The organism is Streptomyces sp. NPDC033131 (genome assembly GCF_055578365.1).
This window is the reverse complement of record NZ_JBVIPA010000038.1, coordinates 16,681-32,602: the sequence shown is the minus strand read 5'-3', so window position 1 is coordinate 32,602 and position 15,922 is coordinate 16,681. Positions and strand designations below refer to the sequence as shown.

16 protein-coding genes and 1 pseudogene are annotated in these 15,922 nt (G+C 71.4%); 12 read left to right on the top strand and 5 right to left on the bottom strand.

Translation table 11 applies throughout. The annotated features are described in order from the left end of the window. Positions 1 to 54: 54 nt before the first annotated feature. A complete protein-coding gene (locus ACZ5XS_RS35360) occupies positions 55 to 2,493 on the top strand; it encodes a right-handed parallel beta-helix repeat-containing protein (protein WP_468658341.1) in 2,439 nt (812 codons plus the stop codon). Here ACZ5XS_RS35360 and ACZ5XS_RS35355 read toward each other — a convergent pair. Next, positions 2,463 to 4,811, bottom strand: a complete 2,349-nt coding sequence (locus ACZ5XS_RS35355; RefSeq protein WP_468658339.1) for a hypothetical protein — start codon at positions 4,809 to 4,811, stop codon at positions 2,463 to 2,465. The two genes, ACZ5XS_RS35360 and ACZ5XS_RS35355, sit on opposite strands and share 31 nt — an antisense overlap. Positions 4,812 to 5,101: 290 nt before the next feature. Between ACZ5XS_RS35355 and ACZ5XS_RS35350 the strand changes: the two genes are divergently transcribed. Both ACZ5XS_RS35350 and ACZ5XS_RS35345 read left to right on the top strand, forming a co-directional pair. Next, positions 5,102 to 5,932, top strand: a complete 831-nt coding sequence (locus ACZ5XS_RS35350) for a DeoR/GlpR family DNA-binding transcription regulator (protein ID WP_468658337.1) — start codon at positions 5,102 to 5,104, stop codon at positions 5,930 to 5,932. 63 nt (positions 5,933 to 5,995) lie between these two features. Continuing rightward, positions 5,996 to 6,469, top strand: a complete 474-nt coding sequence (locus tag ACZ5XS_RS35345; RefSeq protein WP_468658335.1) for an SRPBCC family protein — start codon at positions 5,996 to 5,998, stop codon at positions 6,467 to 6,469. On the opposite strand, the gene cds1 is transcribed toward ACZ5XS_RS35345, so the two are convergent. After that, a complete protein-coding gene (gene cds1 / locus ACZ5XS_RS35340) occupies positions 6,466 to 7,587 on the bottom strand; it encodes an L-cysteine desulfhydrase Cds1 (protein ID WP_468658333.1) in 1,122 nt (373 codons plus the stop codon). The genes ACZ5XS_RS35345 and cds1 overlap by 4 nt on opposite strands. A 345-nt stretch (positions 7,588 to 7,932) precedes the next feature. On the opposite strand from cds1, the gene ACZ5XS_RS35335 reads away from it, so the two are divergent. Together ACZ5XS_RS35335 and ACZ5XS_RS35330 are read left to right on the top strand one after the other, a co-directional pair. Then, on the top strand, positions 7,933 to 8,256 hold the full coding sequence (locus ACZ5XS_RS35335; protein WP_468658331.1) for a hypothetical protein: 324 nt from the start codon (positions 7,933 to 7,935) through the stop codon (positions 8,254 to 8,256). 187 nt (positions 8,257 to 8,443) lie between these two features. Further along, a complete protein-coding gene (locus ACZ5XS_RS35330; RefSeq protein ID WP_468658329.1) occupies positions 8,444 to 8,974 on the top strand; it encodes an ATP-binding protein in 531 nt (176 codons plus the stop codon). A gap of 204 nt (positions 8,975 to 9,178) precedes the next feature. Here the strand turns inward: ACZ5XS_RS35330 and ACZ5XS_RS35325 are convergent, their stop codons facing one another. Further along, positions 9,179 to 9,463, bottom strand: a complete 285-nt coding sequence (locus ACZ5XS_RS35325) for an SHOCT domain-containing protein (protein WP_468658327.1) — start codon at positions 9,461 to 9,463, stop codon at positions 9,179 to 9,181. A gap of 163 nt (positions 9,464 to 9,626) precedes the next feature. Here ACZ5XS_RS35325 and ACZ5XS_RS35320 point away from each other — a divergent pair, with 163 nt between their 5' ends. The 6 genes and pseudogenes from ACZ5XS_RS35320 to ACZ5XS_RS35295 all read left to right on the top strand — a co-directional run bounded on the left by ACZ5XS_RS35320 (position 9,627) and on the right by ACZ5XS_RS35295 (position 13,195). Then, entirely contained in the window at positions 9,627 to 10,217 is a 591-nt protein-coding gene (locus ACZ5XS_RS35320; RefSeq protein WP_468658325.1) for a TetR/AcrR family transcriptional regulator, read from the top strand. Positions 10,218 to 10,231: 14 nt separating this feature from the next. Then, positions 10,232 to 10,813 (top strand): DUF4865 family protein, encoded by a 582-nt coding sequence (locus ACZ5XS_RS35315; RefSeq protein WP_468658323.1) that lies wholly within the window; start codon positions 10,232 to 10,234, stop codon positions 10,811 to 10,813. Continuing rightward, positions 10,807 to 11,718, top strand: a complete 912-nt coding sequence (locus ACZ5XS_RS35310; RefSeq protein ID WP_468658321.1) for a phosphotriesterase family protein — start codon at positions 10,807 to 10,809, stop codon at positions 11,716 to 11,718. Before ACZ5XS_RS35315 ends, ACZ5XS_RS35310 begins: the two co-directional genes overlap by 7 nt. Positions 11,719 to 11,854: 136 nt before the next feature. Then, a complete protein-coding gene (locus ACZ5XS_RS35305; protein ID WP_217240822.1) occupies positions 11,855 to 12,031 on the top strand; it encodes a DUF1272 domain-containing protein in 177 nt (58 codons plus the stop codon). 157 nt (positions 12,032 to 12,188) lie between these two features. Beyond that, positions 12,189 to 12,443, top strand: a pseudogene (locus tag ACZ5XS_RS35300) (IS982 family transposase); the annotation flags it as partial. Positions 12,444 to 12,475: 32 nt separating this feature from the next. Next, a complete protein-coding gene (locus ACZ5XS_RS35295; RefSeq protein WP_468658319.1) occupies positions 12,476 to 13,195 on the top strand; it encodes a DinB family protein in 720 nt (239 codons plus the stop codon). A 120-nt stretch (positions 13,196 to 13,315) separates the two neighbouring features. On the opposite strand, the gene ACZ5XS_RS35290 is transcribed toward ACZ5XS_RS35295, so the two are convergent. Beyond that, positions 13,316 to 15,013 (bottom strand): helix-turn-helix domain-containing protein, encoded by a 1,698-nt coding sequence (locus ACZ5XS_RS35290; protein ID WP_468658317.1) that lies wholly within the window; start codon positions 15,011 to 15,013, stop codon positions 13,316 to 13,318. 175 nt (positions 15,014 to 15,188) lie between these two features. Here ACZ5XS_RS35290 and ACZ5XS_RS35285 point away from each other — a divergent pair, with 175 nt between their 5' ends. After that, complete coding sequence (locus tag ACZ5XS_RS35285) at positions 15,189 to 15,431, top strand: hypothetical protein (protein WP_468658315.1); 243 nt, start codon at positions 15,189 to 15,191, stop codon at positions 15,429 to 15,431. Between the two features lie 29 nt (positions 15,432 to 15,460). On the opposite strand, the gene ACZ5XS_RS35280 is transcribed toward ACZ5XS_RS35285, so the two are convergent. Then, on the bottom strand, positions 15,461 to 15,868 hold the full coding sequence (locus tag ACZ5XS_RS35280; protein WP_468658313.1) for a hypothetical protein: 408 nt from the start codon (positions 15,866 to 15,868) through the stop codon (positions 15,461 to 15,463). Positions 15,869 to 15,922: the final 54 nt, after the last annotated feature.

The following is a 15,922-nucleotide window of genomic DNA, read 5'->3' as shown; positions in this document are numbered from 1 at the left end:
CCGAACGTATTCGGCATCAACCCGCGTACCACGAGGTGGGGGCACAGCAACGCCATGGCACAGGGCACGGTCCAGGTGACGCACACCGGCACATCGCGCTGGCGGCGCCGCACGGGTGAGTACGCATCGCTCGCCGCCGCCCTGGAGGCCGCGGCCGAAGGCGATGTCCTCACCGTCGCCCCCGGCACCTACCGGGAGAACCTCGTCGTGCAGCGGGCGGTGACCCTGCGCGGCCCCGAGGGCTCTCCCGGCTCGGTGCGCATCGCGCCCCTGGACGGGGTGCCGCTGACCGTGCGCGCCTCGGCCGTGGTGCAGGACCTGCACGTGGAGGGCCAGGACGCCGCAGCACCCGCCCTGCTGGTCGAGGAGGGCACGCCGGAACTCACGGACATCCGGATCGTGACGCGGTCCGCGGCAGGTATCGAGGTGCGCGGCGGCGCGCGGCCGACCGTGCGGCGCTGCACCGTCGACAACCCGGCCGGCATCGGCATCGCCGTGGTGGACGGCGGGGGCGGGGTGTTCGAGGAGTGCGAGGTCGTCGCGGCCGGCCAGGCGGGCGTCGCGGTGCGCGGCGGCGGGCACCCCCGGCTGGACCGCTGCCGGGTGCACCACACGTCGGGCGTCGGCCTGTCGGTGACGGGCGAGAACTCCGCGCTGGAAGCGGTGGGTTGCGAGGTCTACGAGGTCCGGGGCAGCGGCGTCCAGGTCACCGGCCGGGCCACCGCACACCTCACCGACTGCGATGTGCACCGCACCACGGCGGACGGCGTCACGCTCGACACGGACGCGGTGCTGACGCTGGCCGACTGCCGTATCCACGACATCCCGGAGAACGCGGTCGATCTGCGCTCGCGTTCGGTGCTGACGCTGACCCGGACGACGGTGCGTCAGTTCGGCCGCAACGGACTGTCGGTGTGGGATCCGGGCACGCGCGTGGACGCCAACCAGTGCGAGATCTTCGACAGCACCGGCGACTACCCCGCCGTCTGGGTCAGCGACGGCGCCACCGCGGTCCTCGACTCCTGCCGGGTGCACGACGTGCCCGACGCCCTGTTCGTCCTCGACCGCGGCTCACGCGCGGACGTCGTCGACAGCGACCTCTGGCAGGTGCGCAACACGGCCGTGTCGGTGAGCGACGGGGCCACCGCGCAGCTCGACGACTGCCGCATCCGCGACGCGGCGACGGGTGCCTGGTTCCGCGACCACGGAAGCGGCGGCACACTCAACAACTGCACGGTGGACGGCACCCAGACCGGCGTGATCGTCACCAAGGGCGCCGACCCCACGATAGAGCGCTGCACGGTCGACTCCCCCGCCGAAGCGGGCTTCTACGTCTCCGCCGGCGGCCGGGGCAGCTTCCTGAACTGCCGGGTCACGGGCAGCGGAGGCTACGGCTTCCATGTGCTCGACGGCTGCCGTACGACGCTGAAGAAGTGCCGCACGGAGCGGTGCGCGCGCGGCGGCTACGAGTTCGCGGACGCCGGCCCGGACGCGGGATCGGGTGCGGGCCCCGTGGTCGAGGACTGCACCAGCGACGAGAGCGGCGCCCCGCGGCAGCCCACGGCGGCCGAGACCGCCGTACAGACGGTGGCCCAGTCGCCCGGCCTGCTGGGGGCGATCCCCGGGCAGCGCGCCACCGAGCAGGAGCCGCTGGTGACCGGCGCGGAGCCGGAGAAGCCGGCGCGGACCTCGAAGGCCGTGCTCGGTGAACTGGACGCGCTGGTGGGCCTGGACAGTGTCAAGCGCGAGGTCCGGGCACTCACGGACATGATCGAGGTGGGCCGGCGCCGGCAGGAGGCCGGCTTGAAGGCGGCATCGGTCAAGCGCCACCTGGTCTTCACGGGCTCCCCGGGCACCGGAAAGACGACGGTCGCCCGTCTCTACGGCGAGATCCTCGCCTCCCTCGGCGTGCTGGAGAAGGGGCACCTCGTGGAGGTGTCCCGTGTCGACCTGGTCGGCGAGCACATCGGATCCACGGCGATCCGCACCCAGGAGGCCTTCGACAAGGCGCGCGGCGGTGTGCTGTTCATCGACGAGGCGTACGCGCTGTCGCCGGAGGACTCGGGCCGGGACTTCGGCAAGGAGGCCATCGACACGCTGGTGAAGCTGATGGAGGACCACCGGGACGCGGTCGTGGTGATCGTCGCGGGCTACACGGCCGAGATGGAGCGGTTCCTTTCGGTCAACCCCGGTGTGGCGTCCCGCTTCTCACGGACCATCACCTTCAGCGACTACAACGCCGAGGAACTGCTGCGGATCGTCGATCAGCAGGCCGAGGAGCACGAGTACCGGCTCGCGCCGGGCGCCTCTCAGGCCCTGCTGGCGTACTTCACGACGCTCCCCAAGGGACCGGCCTTCGGCAACGGCCGTACCGCCCGTCAGACCTTCGAGGCCATGGTCGAGCGGCACGCGAGCCGGGTCGCCCAGGTCGCCGACCCGGACAAGGACGACCTGACGCTGCTCTACGCGGAGGACCTGCCCGAGTCCTCCTGAGGCCGCTGCGCCGGTACGTCCGGCCGCAGCCGGGCCAGCAGCCGTTCCCGTTCCTCCGCGAACGCCGGGTCGGCCTGGTAGTCGGAGTGGCCGAGGATCGGCGCGGGCAGAGGGTGTTCGTCGGTACGGCCGTAGGCCAGCGGGTCCCTGAGCGCCTCGCGGTCCACCTCGGGGCCGCATGCGCCGGCCAGCCGGACCGGGCCGCCGATCGGGTCGGTGGGCCGGTGCAGGTTGCGCCAGCAGTCGACGTCGTGGTGCAGCGAGCTGAGCGCTGCGGGGCCGAAGTGAGCCGGGAACCAGCGGCCGTAGAGGCGTTCCAGCGGGGAGCCGTACGTCAGCAGCGCGACGCGTTTGCGGACGGACGGCTTGAGCTGCCAGGCGGCCGCGGCGGCGAGCACGCTGCCCTGTGAGTGTCCGGACAGGACGAGCCTGCCGCCGGTGGCGTGCGTCCAGGTGGCCATGCGCCAGGTCAGGTCGGGCACCGCGCGTTCGGCGTAGCAGGGCGGGGCGAAGGGGTGGGCGGCACGTGGCCAGAAGGTTCCGACGTCCCAGAGGATGCCGATGGTGCGGCGCGCGGAGGCGTCCTTGTAGGCGCGTCGGCCCCAGGTGACGAACAGGATGAAGCCGAGTCCGATCAGCCAGGAGCCCAGTGCCTGTGCGGTCTCGGCGGCCCCCTCGACGAAGGTGTGCGTCCACCGTGCGGCCTCGGCGGGTGCCCGGTCGGTGGTCATCGCGCCGACCAGGGCCCCGGCGCCGAGCAGGAGGGTCGTGGTGGAGGTGACCGCGACGAGCAGGGGTCCGCGGTCGGTGAGCGTGGCCGCCGCGCGGATCCGTGCGATGCGACGGGTGCGGGTGGTGTCCTTGGGTTCGCCCGGGTAGTCCCGTTCCACGGTGGCCAGTTCGGCCCGGCGCAGGAGCCAGGTCCGCCACGCCAGCCAGCCGCAGAGCGCCAGCAGGACGACGAGCAGCGGCGGGATGACGGACGCCTGCCAGGTGAGCAGAACGGGCGGGCCCGGGATGTTCGTGCCGGTGCCGTCCAGCCAGTCGGCGACGCGCTGGGAGACGCCGCCGGACATCACCCCGCCGAGTGCGCAGGCCAGCATCGCGACGGCGGGCCCGCCCAGCCCGCGCATGGCGGCGCGCGGGTCGGGGTGAGCGCGGTAGAGGACATGGGCGACCGCTGCGAGGGCGATCACGAGCAGGCCCTGGAAGAGGGCGATGCCGCCGAAGGTCGCGTCGCCCGGCAGCCGGTCGGCCGACTCCCATCCGGGGCGCTCCCAGCCGGCGTACACCGCGGCGAGCACGAGCAGGAGGACGGCGGTCAGCGGCAGGGCTCGCACGAGACGGGCGTCGAGCTCCTGGTCGAGGCGGTGTTCGCTGCGGCCCCGGCGGCAGACCACCCACACCACGCCCACCGCGGCGGCGACCAGCGCGCCTTCGAGGAGCCGGCCCAGTGCGTCGAGCGGCGCGGGACCGCCGGGCCGGTGGTCGAACCGTGCCGCGGCCGTGCCGACAGCGGCGGCGACGGTCAGCAGTCCGGCGGCGGTGTGGGCGGCACGCAGCCGGGCCACCAGGCGGCGTCCGTACCAGAAGCCGGGGCGGCCGAGCGCGGTACGGCCGGTCTCCTCGTCGGGTTCGGGCGTGCGGGACATCGGCTGCTGGGACTCGTACGCGCTCCACGTGCGGTGCGACAGGTACCACAGCAGCCAGGTGAGCGCCGCCGGGACCAGTGCCGCGAGGGCAAGGCGGCGGCCGGGCCTGCTCCACCAGCCGCCGTCCGAGACGGTGGGCGACAGGAAGCCGAGCCAGGAGTGCCGCTCGGCACACGCGCGCGTGCCCGCGCACTGCCAGGCCGCGAGGTCGAGGGCGACCTCGCAGACGGCGGCGACGAGGAGCACGGTCAGGGTCAGGCCCGCGAGCCGCACCAGCAGTCCATAGAGACGCACCGTCCGTCTGCGCCCGCGTGCGGTGGGGCGCATCCAGTGGGCGAGGTTGACGACCATGAACGGCAGCAGCAACAGCCACAGGGCGCGGGTGCCGTTGCCGGAGGTGAGGTTGCACCAGACGTACGCCTCGGGCACCGGCCGGCCGCGGTGGTCGTGCGGTCGTGACTCGGCGTCGGCGTCCTCGGCGCGCCGGAAGACGGCCGCCGTGTCGTCGCCGGTGATCCGGACCGTGCGCGGATCGTCGAGCATCTTCTCGGGTGTGGTCCCGCCGACTCCGTGGACGAGGAGTTCCAGGGCGGTTCCGGATTCGTCGGGCCTGGTGGCGGAGCCGTCGGCCCCGGCGGTCGAGGCGTGTTCCTTCGCAGGTTCCACTGTTCGCACTTCCCCCGTGACGCGCTGTCGGCATCTGTTTGTGCGGGCACAAGGATCGCCGTTCGGTGTGTGCCGCACACCTCTCGTCACGGAATCTCCCCGATCGGTGTGACAGTCGGTGGCGTGGATGTCACCGGGCGGCACGCGCGCGTCGGGACGGTCGGTGGCGCGACCCGCACCGGCGCGTGCGAGGATGGGACGTCCGCGTACCGGGGCCCGGCAAAATGTCCTTGTCACAGGCGGTGCGCAGGGCGGGTCGGACGGGTTGAGGCGAAAGGACCGGAGCGTACGTGAGCGAGAATACGAACCTCCTCGCGGAGCAGCGACGTGCCCTGATCCTGGACGAGGTGCGCCGCCGCGGCGGCGTCCGTGTCAACGAGCTGACCCGCAAGCTCGGCGTGTCGGACATGACCGTACGACGTGACCTCGACGCGCTGGCCCGGCAGGGCGTGCTGGAGAAGGTGCACGGCGGCGCGGTCCCGGTGGTCGAGGCGAGCACGCACGAGCCGGGCTTCGAGGCGAAGTCGGGTCTGGAGCTGACCGCCAAGGAGGACATCGCGCGGGCCGCTGCGGAGCTGGTGGTGGCGGGCAGCGCGATCGCGCTGTCGGGCGGTACGACGACGTTCGCGCTGGCGCACCGGCTGGTCGACGTGCCGGACCTGACCATCGTCACCAACTCGGTGCGGGTGGCCGACGTCTTTCACGTGGCGCAGCGCACCTCGGGACCGCGGCAGGGCGCGGCCACGGTCGTGCTGACCGGCGGGGTGCGCACGCCGTCCGACTCGCTGGTGGGGCCGGTGGCGGACCAGGCGATCGCGGCGCTCCACTTCGATCTGCTGTTCCTGGGTGTGCACGGGATATCGCTCGAGGCCGGCCTGTCCACGCCGAACCTCGCCGAGGCCGAGACCAACCGGCGCCTGGTGCAGTCCGCGCGGCGGGTCGTGGTGGTCGCCGACCACACCAAGTGGGGGACGGTGGGCCTGAGTTCGTTCGCCGCGCTGGAGCAGGTCGACACGCTGGTGACGGATGCCGGGCTGCCCGGCGAGGCGCGCGCGGAGATCGCGGAGCATCTGCGGCGGCTGGTCGTGGCGGGCGAGCCCGGCGAGGGTGCAGACGAGTGACTGACCGTCAGCTAAGGTGACGCTGCCCGGTCAACGCCCGCCTCCCCCAAGGGGGTTCCGCCCATGGCCCGTCAGCTGCGCCCGGTGGGGATCGAGTTCGTCGAGACCGCCCCCGTACGGCTGGTCTTCGCGCGGGAGATCTCCGCTCCCCCGGTGACGGTCTTCCGCGCACTCGCCGAAGACGTGCCCGGCTGGACCGACTGGTTCGGGGCGGTGACGCTGGCCCGGTGCTTCGACGACGGGGCCCGGCGCGAGATCCGGCTCAGGGGCGGGACGCGTTTCCTGGAGACGGTCCTCGCCGCCAAGGAGGCCGAGGTGTACGCCTACCGCGTGGACGAGACCAACGCGCCCGGCGCTCGCGCGCTGGTCGAGGAGTGGCGGCTCGTCCCGGCGGGCGCCGGCACCCGCGTGCAGTGGACCTTCGCAGCGGACGGGCCGGCGGCGTTCCGGCTGGCTCTGACCTTCGTGCGCGGGGGCCTCGGGCGGGCCTTCCGGGAAGCCGTCACCTCGCTCGACCGGCGACTGACGGCACGCTAGCGCCAGACGCCCGACTCCAGCAGCGAGGCGATCGCCGCCGTGTACGGCGCGATGTCCAGGCCCTGTTCGGCGAGCCAGGCGTCCGAGTAGTACTTGTCGAGATAGCGGTCCCCGGGGTCGCACAGCAGGGTCACCACGCTGCCCTGCCGACCCTCCGCGACCATCTCGGCGGTGATCTTCAGCGCGCTCCACAGCCCGGTGCCCGTCGATCCGCCCGCCCTGCGGCCGATGGTCTGCTCCAGGGCGCGGACGGCGGCGACGCTGGCCGCGTCCGGGACCTTCATCATCCGGTCGATCGCACCGGGCACGAAGCTCGGCTCCATGCGGGGCCGGCCGATGCCCTCGATACGGGAGCCGCAGTCGCACGTGACGTCCGGATCGCCGGTGGTCCATCCCTCGAAGAAACACGAGTTCTCCGGGTCGGCGACACAAATGCGGGTGTCGTGCTGCATGTAGTGGACGTAACGCGCGATGGTCGCGGAGGTGCCTCCGGTACCGGCTGTCGCGACGATCCACGCGGGCTCCGGAAACCGCTCCAGCCGAAGCTGGCGGAAGATGGATTCGGCGATGTTGTTGTTGCCGCGCCAGTCCGTGGCCCGTTCGGCGTAGGTGAACTGGTCCATGTAGTGGCCGCCGGTCTCCACCGCGAGGCGGGCGGACTCCTCGTACATCTTCCGCGGGTCGTCCACGAAGTGGCACTGGCCGCCATGGAACTCGATGAGGCGGATCTTCTCGGCGCTCGTCGTGCGGGGCATGACGGCGATGAAGGGCACGCCGATCAGTTTCGCGAAGTACGCCTCGGAGACGGCCGTCGAGCCGCTGGACGCCTCGATCACCGGGCGGTCGGGACGGATCCAGCCATTGCAGAGGCCGTACAGGAAGAGGGACCGGGCGAGCCGGTGCTTGAGGCTGCCGGTCGGGTGGGTCGACTCGTCCTTCAGGTACAGGTCGATGCCCCATTTCTCGGGCAGCGGGAAGCGGAGCAGATGCGTGTCGGCGGAGCGGTTGGAGTCGGCCTGGACCTTGCGCACGGCCTCTTTCAGCCAGCCGCGGTAGGCCGGGTCGCTGTGGTCGACGTCGAGGGTTTCGCCGGTCCGGGTTCTTTGCGGGGTACTCACGGCGGGGCTCCTTAAGCTGCGCGCCGACGGCGCGTCGCGCGGCCGCCACCTCGATCATAGACATCTTCCGCACGCTCCTCACCTGCATAAACACACCTTTGAGCACCTCAAAGGCACCCCTGGGGCAGAACGGCACCGGGATGTGGGGGCGCATTCGCGCGAGTGCTCCGGGCGCTCTCGGCGAGGGGTCCGTGCGCACTGGTGCGAGACGTCGCAGGCGGGCAGACTGCCCGACGGGACGAAGGTCTCCCACGGGGGCGCACACTGGATCACGACACGAACAGGTCAACGGCCCACTCCGCAACCGGGCCGGGGACACCCACACGCACAAGGGGGCGGGGCGCGATGGCGGAGCCGGAGTTCACGGCCACGGGCGTGCGGATCGGGAAGCGGCTGCGCTCGCTCACCCGGGCCGGACAGGTCCGGATCAGCGACGGCCGACTGGAACTGCTCACCAGTTACGGCAGTGAGATCGACAGCGCACCGGTGCAGGCGGTGCGTGCCTCCAAGCCGTGGTTCTCCCCGGAGGACCGGGCCCTGGCGGATCTCAACGGCAACCGTTACCTGCTGACCCTGGGCGATCACGACCCCGCTCCGGGCGAGCCCGGGCCGCCGGCGGCGCGCCGGTTCATCGAGGCCGTACGGCGGGCCGCAGGGCGTAGCGACTGAAGCACCGCGAGTTGCGGGACCGCACCCCCTGGGTCACTCTGTTCTCACGTCACTCTGGGTTTACCGGCGATAACGCTGCGAACCAGCCCGCCGGGCCACGACAGCAGGCGGCCGTTTCACGCAAGGCACGCTGCTGGATCGATCCGAACTCCGTGTTCTTCCGGACCTACGTCGGGGAGTCGCAGCCGTGATCAGTCACCCAAGCAGGCACTGCGCGGTGGAGCTCCAAGCCCTGCCGTCGCGGATCGGCCAGGTCCGCAGAATCGTATCGGCGCAGTTGCGCTACTGGCATCTGGATCCCCTCATAGACCGAGCCGCGCTCGGCGTGACGGAGTTGTTGACCAACGTCCACCGCCATGCCCAGCCCGACAAGACGTGCACCGTGGAGATCGAGCTGCTGCTCGACCGTCTGATGGTCTCGGTGCGCGACCACGACCCGCGGCTGCCGGTCGTGGAGGACGCCGAGACGTTCGCCACGTGCGGGCGCGGGCTCGCGATGGTCGCCGCGGTCAGCGAGAGCTGGGGCGCGCGGCCGGAGGGCGAGTCCGGCAAGGTCGTGTGGTTCACGCTGCCGACGCCCCCGTCCGCGCGGCCCGCCACACGCCCGCCGCGACGCGCGGTCGCGGACAAGCCGGCGCACCGGTTCGCGGAGGTCGCGCACACCGTCGACCTGCGCAGGCCCGAACACGCTCCCGCCCGGTCGGCCGTTGCCGGCTGATCGGGCGGTGACCCCTCTTTCGGTCCGTTCGCCCACGGGGCGCCCAAGCCGGTGCGACTCTCTCACGGTGGGCGTCGGTGGGCTCTTGCCCTCATTCGGTGGACTTGGCCGGCAGGACGTCCGGGAGGGCCGCGGGCCGGGCCGGGCGCAGGCCCGCGAGGCCGAAGGCGCTGCCGCTCGTCCCGGTCGTGGCGGTGGTGGTGGTCATGCCGCACCGCCCTTGCCGGTGCGGCCGAACTGCTCGTCCAGGGACGACAGTCGGCGCCAGTACTCGTCCTCGTCGATCTCACCGGAGGCGAAGCGGTGGCCGAGGACGGTGATGGGCGAGTTGTCGTCGACGGTCGGCCGCCGACGGGGTCCGCCGCGTCCTCGCCACACGGTGCGGCGCAGCAGGGTGATGCCGCCGATCACGACGGCCGCCCAGATCAGGGGGAAGAGGAGGATCCACGGGCCGGGACCGCCGTCGCCGATATGCGCCAGGGTCTGCATGTCGATTCATCTCCTTCACGGGATGTCCTTGATGCCTCGACGGTGACTCCTGGGAGGAGCTCCGGTCGTCGTCCGGCCGGCGGCAGTGCGCATACCTCGCGGGGAGTACCGGGGCGGGTCGCCGCCGCTGGTTCACAGCTCCTCGACGCCTGTAACTACTAGTATGTACAGTGGCGGCATGAGCACCTCGGAGCGACTGATCGAGTCCACCCGTGAGCTGTTGTGGGAGCGCGGCTACGTGGGCACCAGCCCCAAGGCGATCCTGGAGCGCGCGGAAGCCGGGCAGGGCAGCATGTACCACCACTTCAAGGGGAAGCCCGACCTCGCCCTGGCCGCGATCCGGCGGACGGCGGAGGAGTTGCTGGCCACCGCCGAGGGAGTACTCGACGGGCCGGGGACGCCGTACGAGCGGATCGAGGCGTATCTGCGGCGGGAGCGCGACGTGCTGCGCGGCTGCCCGATCGGGCGGCTGGCGATGGACCCGGAGATCATCGCCAGCGACGAACTGCGCGCGCCGGTCGACGCGACGCTCGACCGGATCCGCGAGCGGATCGCCGGAATCGTCGAAGAGGGCAAGGAGCAGGGCCGGTTCGCGCCCTCGCTGGACGGCGAGGAGATCGCGGCAGCCGTCCTCGCGACGGTCCAGGGCGGCTACGTCCTCGCCCGCGCGTCCGGTTCGCCGGCCGCGTTCGACACGGGCGTCCGAGGGCTGTTGTCGCTGCTCGCGTCGGCCCGCCCCGACCACACGGCTTGAGGAGACACCACCCGATGCACGCCATGCAGTACGAACTCACGCTGCCCGCCGACTACGACATGGGCGTCGTCCGTGACCGGGTCGCGCGAAAGGGTCGTCTGCTCGACGGCTGGGAGGGCCTGGGCCTGAAGGCGTTTCTGATGCGCGAGCGGGGCACCGACGGGTCGCCGGTCAACCAGTACGCGCCGTTCTACCTGTGGAACACCATGGAGGGCATGAACACCTTCCTGTGGGGCGGTGCTTTCCAGGTGATCCCCGACGACTTCGGGCGGCCCCCGGTCCGGCAGTGGACGGGGCTGGCGTACGAGGAGGGTGCCGCGGCCGGCTCCCCCGCGCGGGCCGCCCTGCGGCGGCAACGGGTGCCGGACGGGCTGCGGTTGGCCGAGGTCATGGAGGACGCGGCGGCCGAGGCGGAGCGGCTCGCGGCCGGGGACGGAGCGGTGCTGGCGGCGGCGGCCGTGGACACGAGCCGCTGGGAACTCGTCCATTTCTCGCTCTGGGAGGGCGACGCGCCGAAGGCCGAAGGTGAGGTGTTCGAGGTGCTGCACCTGTCGTCGCCGGGGCGCGACCGCCTGCCGCGGGGACGGCGATGGTGAGCCGGGTCCGTACCGTGCTCGGGGATGTGCCCCCCGCGGCCCTGGGCGTCTGCGATGCGCACGACCACCTGTTCTTCAGCAGTCCCCGCCTGCCGGGACAGGAGATGCAGCACGCGTCCGCCGCCCGCGCCGAGTTGGCGGCGTTCGTCGCCCAGGGCGGCAACAGCGTGGTGCAGTGGACGCCGTACGGGCTGGGGCGACGGGCCGCCGATCTGCCACCGCTGTCCCGGGAGACGGGGGTGCTCGTGGTGGCCGCGACCGGGCTGCACCAGGCCGTCCACTACGACGACGAGACGCTCGCCGGGCTGCGGGGCCGGCTCGCCGAGGTCTTCGTCGCCGAACTGACCGAGGGCATCGGCACGTCGGGGGTCCGCGCGGGCCTGATCAAGGTCGCGGGCGGCTTCCACGCCCTCGACGCACACGCCCGCTGGACGATGAGAGCGGCGGCCGAGGCCCACCATGCGACGGGAGCGCCCATCGCCGTCCACCTGGAGCTCGGCACCGGTGCCCTGGACATACTTGACCTGCTGTGCGGCGAATCGGGGGTGCCGCCGCAGCGGGTGATCCTGGGGCACCTCAACCGCTCCCCCGACGTCGTCGTGCAGCTCCAGGCCGCGCGGACCGGCTGCTACCTCGCCTTCGACGGGCCCTCGCGCGCCCACCACACCACGGACTGGCGGATGCCGGGCGCCCTGCGGGCACTCGCCGACGCGGGATACGGCGACCGGCTGCTGCTCGGCGGCGACACCACGACCGCGGCGGCCCGCTCGGTCAGCGGCGGGCCGGGAATGCCGTATCTGCTGCGGCGGGTGCGGCCTCGGCTCGAAGCCGAGCTGGGCGAGGAGACGGTGGAGCGGATCCTCACGCGGAACCCGGGCGCGGCGTTCGCGGTGGACTGGCGCTGACCTGCGCCTTCTCCGGGTGCGGGCATGACGATCACAGTGGCCCGATCGTGTGGGTATGTGGCCCTCGGGCGACTGTCGGCCAGGCCCGGCGCCCCCAGGATGGAGGCAGCGGGAATGCGACGAGGAGGACGACGACATGGCCTTGGAGATGCGCGGGCGCTGCGAACGCTGCGAGACGGCCACGCTGCCGCCGGACGCACCGGCCCGGATCTGCTCGTACGAGTGCACCTTCTGCGTGCCGTGCGGCGAGGCCATGCGGGACGTCTGTCCCAACTGCGGCGGGGAGCTGGTTCCCCGGCCGCGCAGGAACTGACGGGAACCGGGAGGAGGACTTCCGCGATGCCCCGCGTGGAGTCGATCCTGATCCCCGCCGACGCCGCGTTCCAGTCCTGGCCGGCCATGACGGCACCCACAGCCCTGGGGCGCAGTACCGGCGGGTCACCGAACTCGCCCACAGAGGCCCTGGATGACACCTCGTATGCACCCCGGGGCCTGCCCATCGCGTTCGCCCTGAAACTGGGGCCAAGGCCAACGAGCGCGAGACCTTGAACTACTTCGGCCACGACCTCGAACACCAACTGGCCAAACAGGACATCCGGCTGCTGCGGCCGGCCCGCAAAGGCGAGCCCGAGCGGCCCGGCGCACTCCTGTTCAAACCACTAGTCCGGCACAACGATCACACCAGTCACCCCGTCCTGCGCTCCCCCACTGCCTACGACCACTGACCCCTTGAAATCGACCATCTAGTATGCGGAGCATGACGCGGTATATCGACGAGGATCTGCACGGTGCGGAGTTCCGCGAGTGCGACCTGACCGGGGCACGCCTGATCGGCGTCGTCATGCAGGATGCCGTGATCGACGGGCTCATCACCAACCTCGTGGTGAACGGTGTCGAGGTCACCCAGTACGTCGAGGCAGAGCTCGACCGGCGTCATCCGGTGCGGGTGCTGATCCGCTCCGAGGACCCTGCCGATCTGCGTGAGGCCTCGCGTCAGCTCCATGCCGGCTGGGCCGCCACGATCGAGCGAATCCGCCGTACGCCCGGCATCGAGCGCCGCGGCGTGAACGACGAGTGGTCGGCGGTGCAGACGATGCGCCACCTGGTCTTCGTCCACGACTCGTGGTTCCGCCGCTGCTGCCTGGGCTCGACGGAGCCGTTCACGCCGATGGGCATCGGGACGACCGTCGAGCCCTACCGTGGAGCGCACGGGCTTGACCTCTCGCTCGATCCGGCCCTCGACGAGATCGTGAGCGTGCGTGATGCACAAGCCGCCGAGCTCGAGGCCTGGCTCGACGAGGTCACCGCTGTGCAGCTCGCAGCGCGAGCGCCGGTGCCCGACGACGATGTGTGGCCGCCGTACGCCCGGGGCCGCTTGGTGGGGCAGTGCCTCGGCACGGTGCTCAACGAGACCTTCGAGCACCATGGCTTCTGCGTCCGCGACCTCGACCTGATCGAGGCACAGGACGCCGAGTAGGGCCGGCTGCAGACTCAGCACCGACGCCACCGCGCACCCCTCGACCACTAAGCGGAACAAGACGCCGAAACCCTGCCGCAGTCCGAGCGGCGCCGTGCCTGACCAGTGGAAACCAACTGATCATCTTCGGTTGAGGTACGGCTTCTCAGTCGTCCAGGCCGGCTCGTGACTCGCTGGGCGAAACGGGCTCACGCTCTGAAGGAGTACACCTGGAGTCAAGCAGCGATTGGCTCCGCCGGGATCAGCACGTGGACCCTGTTCGGTTACCACCAAGGCGTGGACGAGGTCGTGTATACCCGAGCCCGTCGTCAGCAGGTCCCGGTTGAGCAGGCGTTCGGCGGCGCGCAGGTGTGCGCGTATCGTGTTGCGGCTCAGTGCAAGGGCTTCGGCGGTCCGTTGGGCGTCGGTGTTGTGGTCGATCCAGGACGTAATCGTGGGGTAGAGGCCGCGGTGTCCTGCGTTCCGGAGTGGCGCTAGGAACGTTGACGCCCACGCGGTGGCCGCCGGGGTGGCGAACAGTTGTTGAAGGGTCGGGGCTGCGGTGGCAGGAGCGGTCGGCAAATCGGAGAGAGACAGGGCCAGGTCAAGTTCGGCGCGGGCACGGACGTCACCGAGGTCTAGCCCCAGGGCCTTTTCCGCGCGGGCGCAGTGTGCCGTCACAGTGGTGCGGCTGATGTGCAGCAGGCGGGCCACCCCTGCCCGGGGGAAAGTGACCACCAGGCGCGTGATGTCCCTGGTGAGTCTGGATTCGGCTTGGAGAGGCTCGACGTAGGCGCGGGCCCAGGCGACGCCGGCCGGGCCGGCCAGCACGTGGATCAGTGAGGATCGACCCTGGTAGGCGGCCACACGGTCAGGAGAGTTGCGGGCCACGGCCAGGGCGTGCAGGGCCTCGCCGTACGCTTCGCCTGTCGAGGCCAGCGGGTGGGACCTGCTGACACCGAGCGCGTAGCCCGGATTGTCGCGGACGAGTCGGCGCAGCTCCCGGCCGTGCAGTGTCTGGCCCCGCCGCAGCCGATCGCCGGGGTGCGCGTCGTCTGAGACCGGGCAGATCAGGTGATTGGGGAAAGCGGGGCAGTGCACCATCAAGCCGAAGCCGTGGTAGCCCGAGGCGTCCTGGTAGGTCCTGGCCAGCCGGTCCCGGTCGGCGGGCGGACAGTGCAGGAGGTGGATCCGTGCGTACTCGGCGTCCAGTAGCGGCGGGACGTCTTCGTTGGTCATCCGCCGGGCCAGTGTGACGTCCCCGGCCATCAGCGCGGTCAGCACCGCAAAACGCAGGACACGGGCCTTCGCCTCATACCCGTGCGCACTGTCGTCGGCCGCCAGCGCACTGCTCAGCAGCTCGAGCAGCCCGCCGGCCTGTGACGCCAGCGCCGCCTCCTCCCGAGACAGCGCCGACGCGCCGACGGTCACGAGCACGGAGCGTGGCGTGTGCCTGCCGAACGCCTCCAGCCGCACTTCCCGTTCGCCGAGTCGCATCGTGGCGGCGGCGAGGCCGCCGTGCGCGAGCCGCCCCACCTGATCACTCAAAGCCTGCACGACCTTGGGCGAGAATCCCGACGTCGCCGCGTTGATCGCTCCCCCGGAGCCGACCCAGGCGACGCTGGCGCCGATCCGTCGCCCGAGCCACTCCAGCACCTCGCCCGGGTGCGCGCGCCTCTGTGCGATCCGCAGCAACTCGTCCAGCCCCTCCCCACGCGCTGGCACCTCCACGACTGCCCCCGCCTTCTGTTTCACCCCGGCCACCAGTCGTCCGCCGGCCCCGCAGCCTACCGAAAGCCTGTTCACGGTGGTGCACACCCGTTTGCGTCGGGCGGACATGGTCACCTCGCACACTCACGGGCGCGTCAGAGAGGTGTGCGCACCGTGCTCAATGCGTACGGAAACGTTGCCCGGGGCCACCCGAGCAGGAGCAAATCTGCATCGAGCGGGACGGGTCGAGGTCTGCGAGTTCCCGGCATTTCGGCCCACGCTCACCTCAGGGCATCCGCGACCTGTGATCCAGACCCGCACCGGCCGCTCCCAAGTCACGTGCCACGCGATCGACTTCGTGTGGGACCTCGCCCTCACCGGCACCCAGCAGAACGTGTACTACGTCTGGGTGCAGGCGAACGCGGCGCTGATCGAACGGGTGCGGGTGTTCGTACACGCGCGAGGCTTGGACACCTTGGGGCACATCCCTGGAGCCGCGGCCGACCGCGTGGTGCTTCGCGACCGCGGCTCCAGGACAGACCCATGACCTCGCAAGGGCTCGTGTGAGCCCGCGGGTCAGGAGACGCCGCAGGTCTTGTAGCCCCATCCTGCCCACTCGCCGGAGCTGGCCTCACCGAAGCCCGCCTGGATGCAGACGCCCGTGCCCTCGGGGTACCTCTTGTTGACCTCCTTCACGGAGCCCTTGCCGCCCGAGTTCCAGATGCTGAAGTCGTAATGGTCGCTCGACGAGCCGTACGGCGCGACGTCCACCTTGACCACTGCGGAGAAGCTGTCGGCACAGGTGTCCTCAACCTCGAAGACCTCGCCGTAGTGCTCGAACGTGACCCGCGAGCTGTTGTTGCACTCCGTCCTGATGCTCTGCCCCCACGACGTCACGCTCGTACCCGCCGAGGCCGGCGACCCGGCCATCGCGACCACCGCCGCAGCAGCGAACGTGACTCCCCCGACGCGGAACTTGTTCATGTGTGAGAACTCCCTGGTCATGCGGTCTAACGGGTCGTTCGACCTGTGTTGATC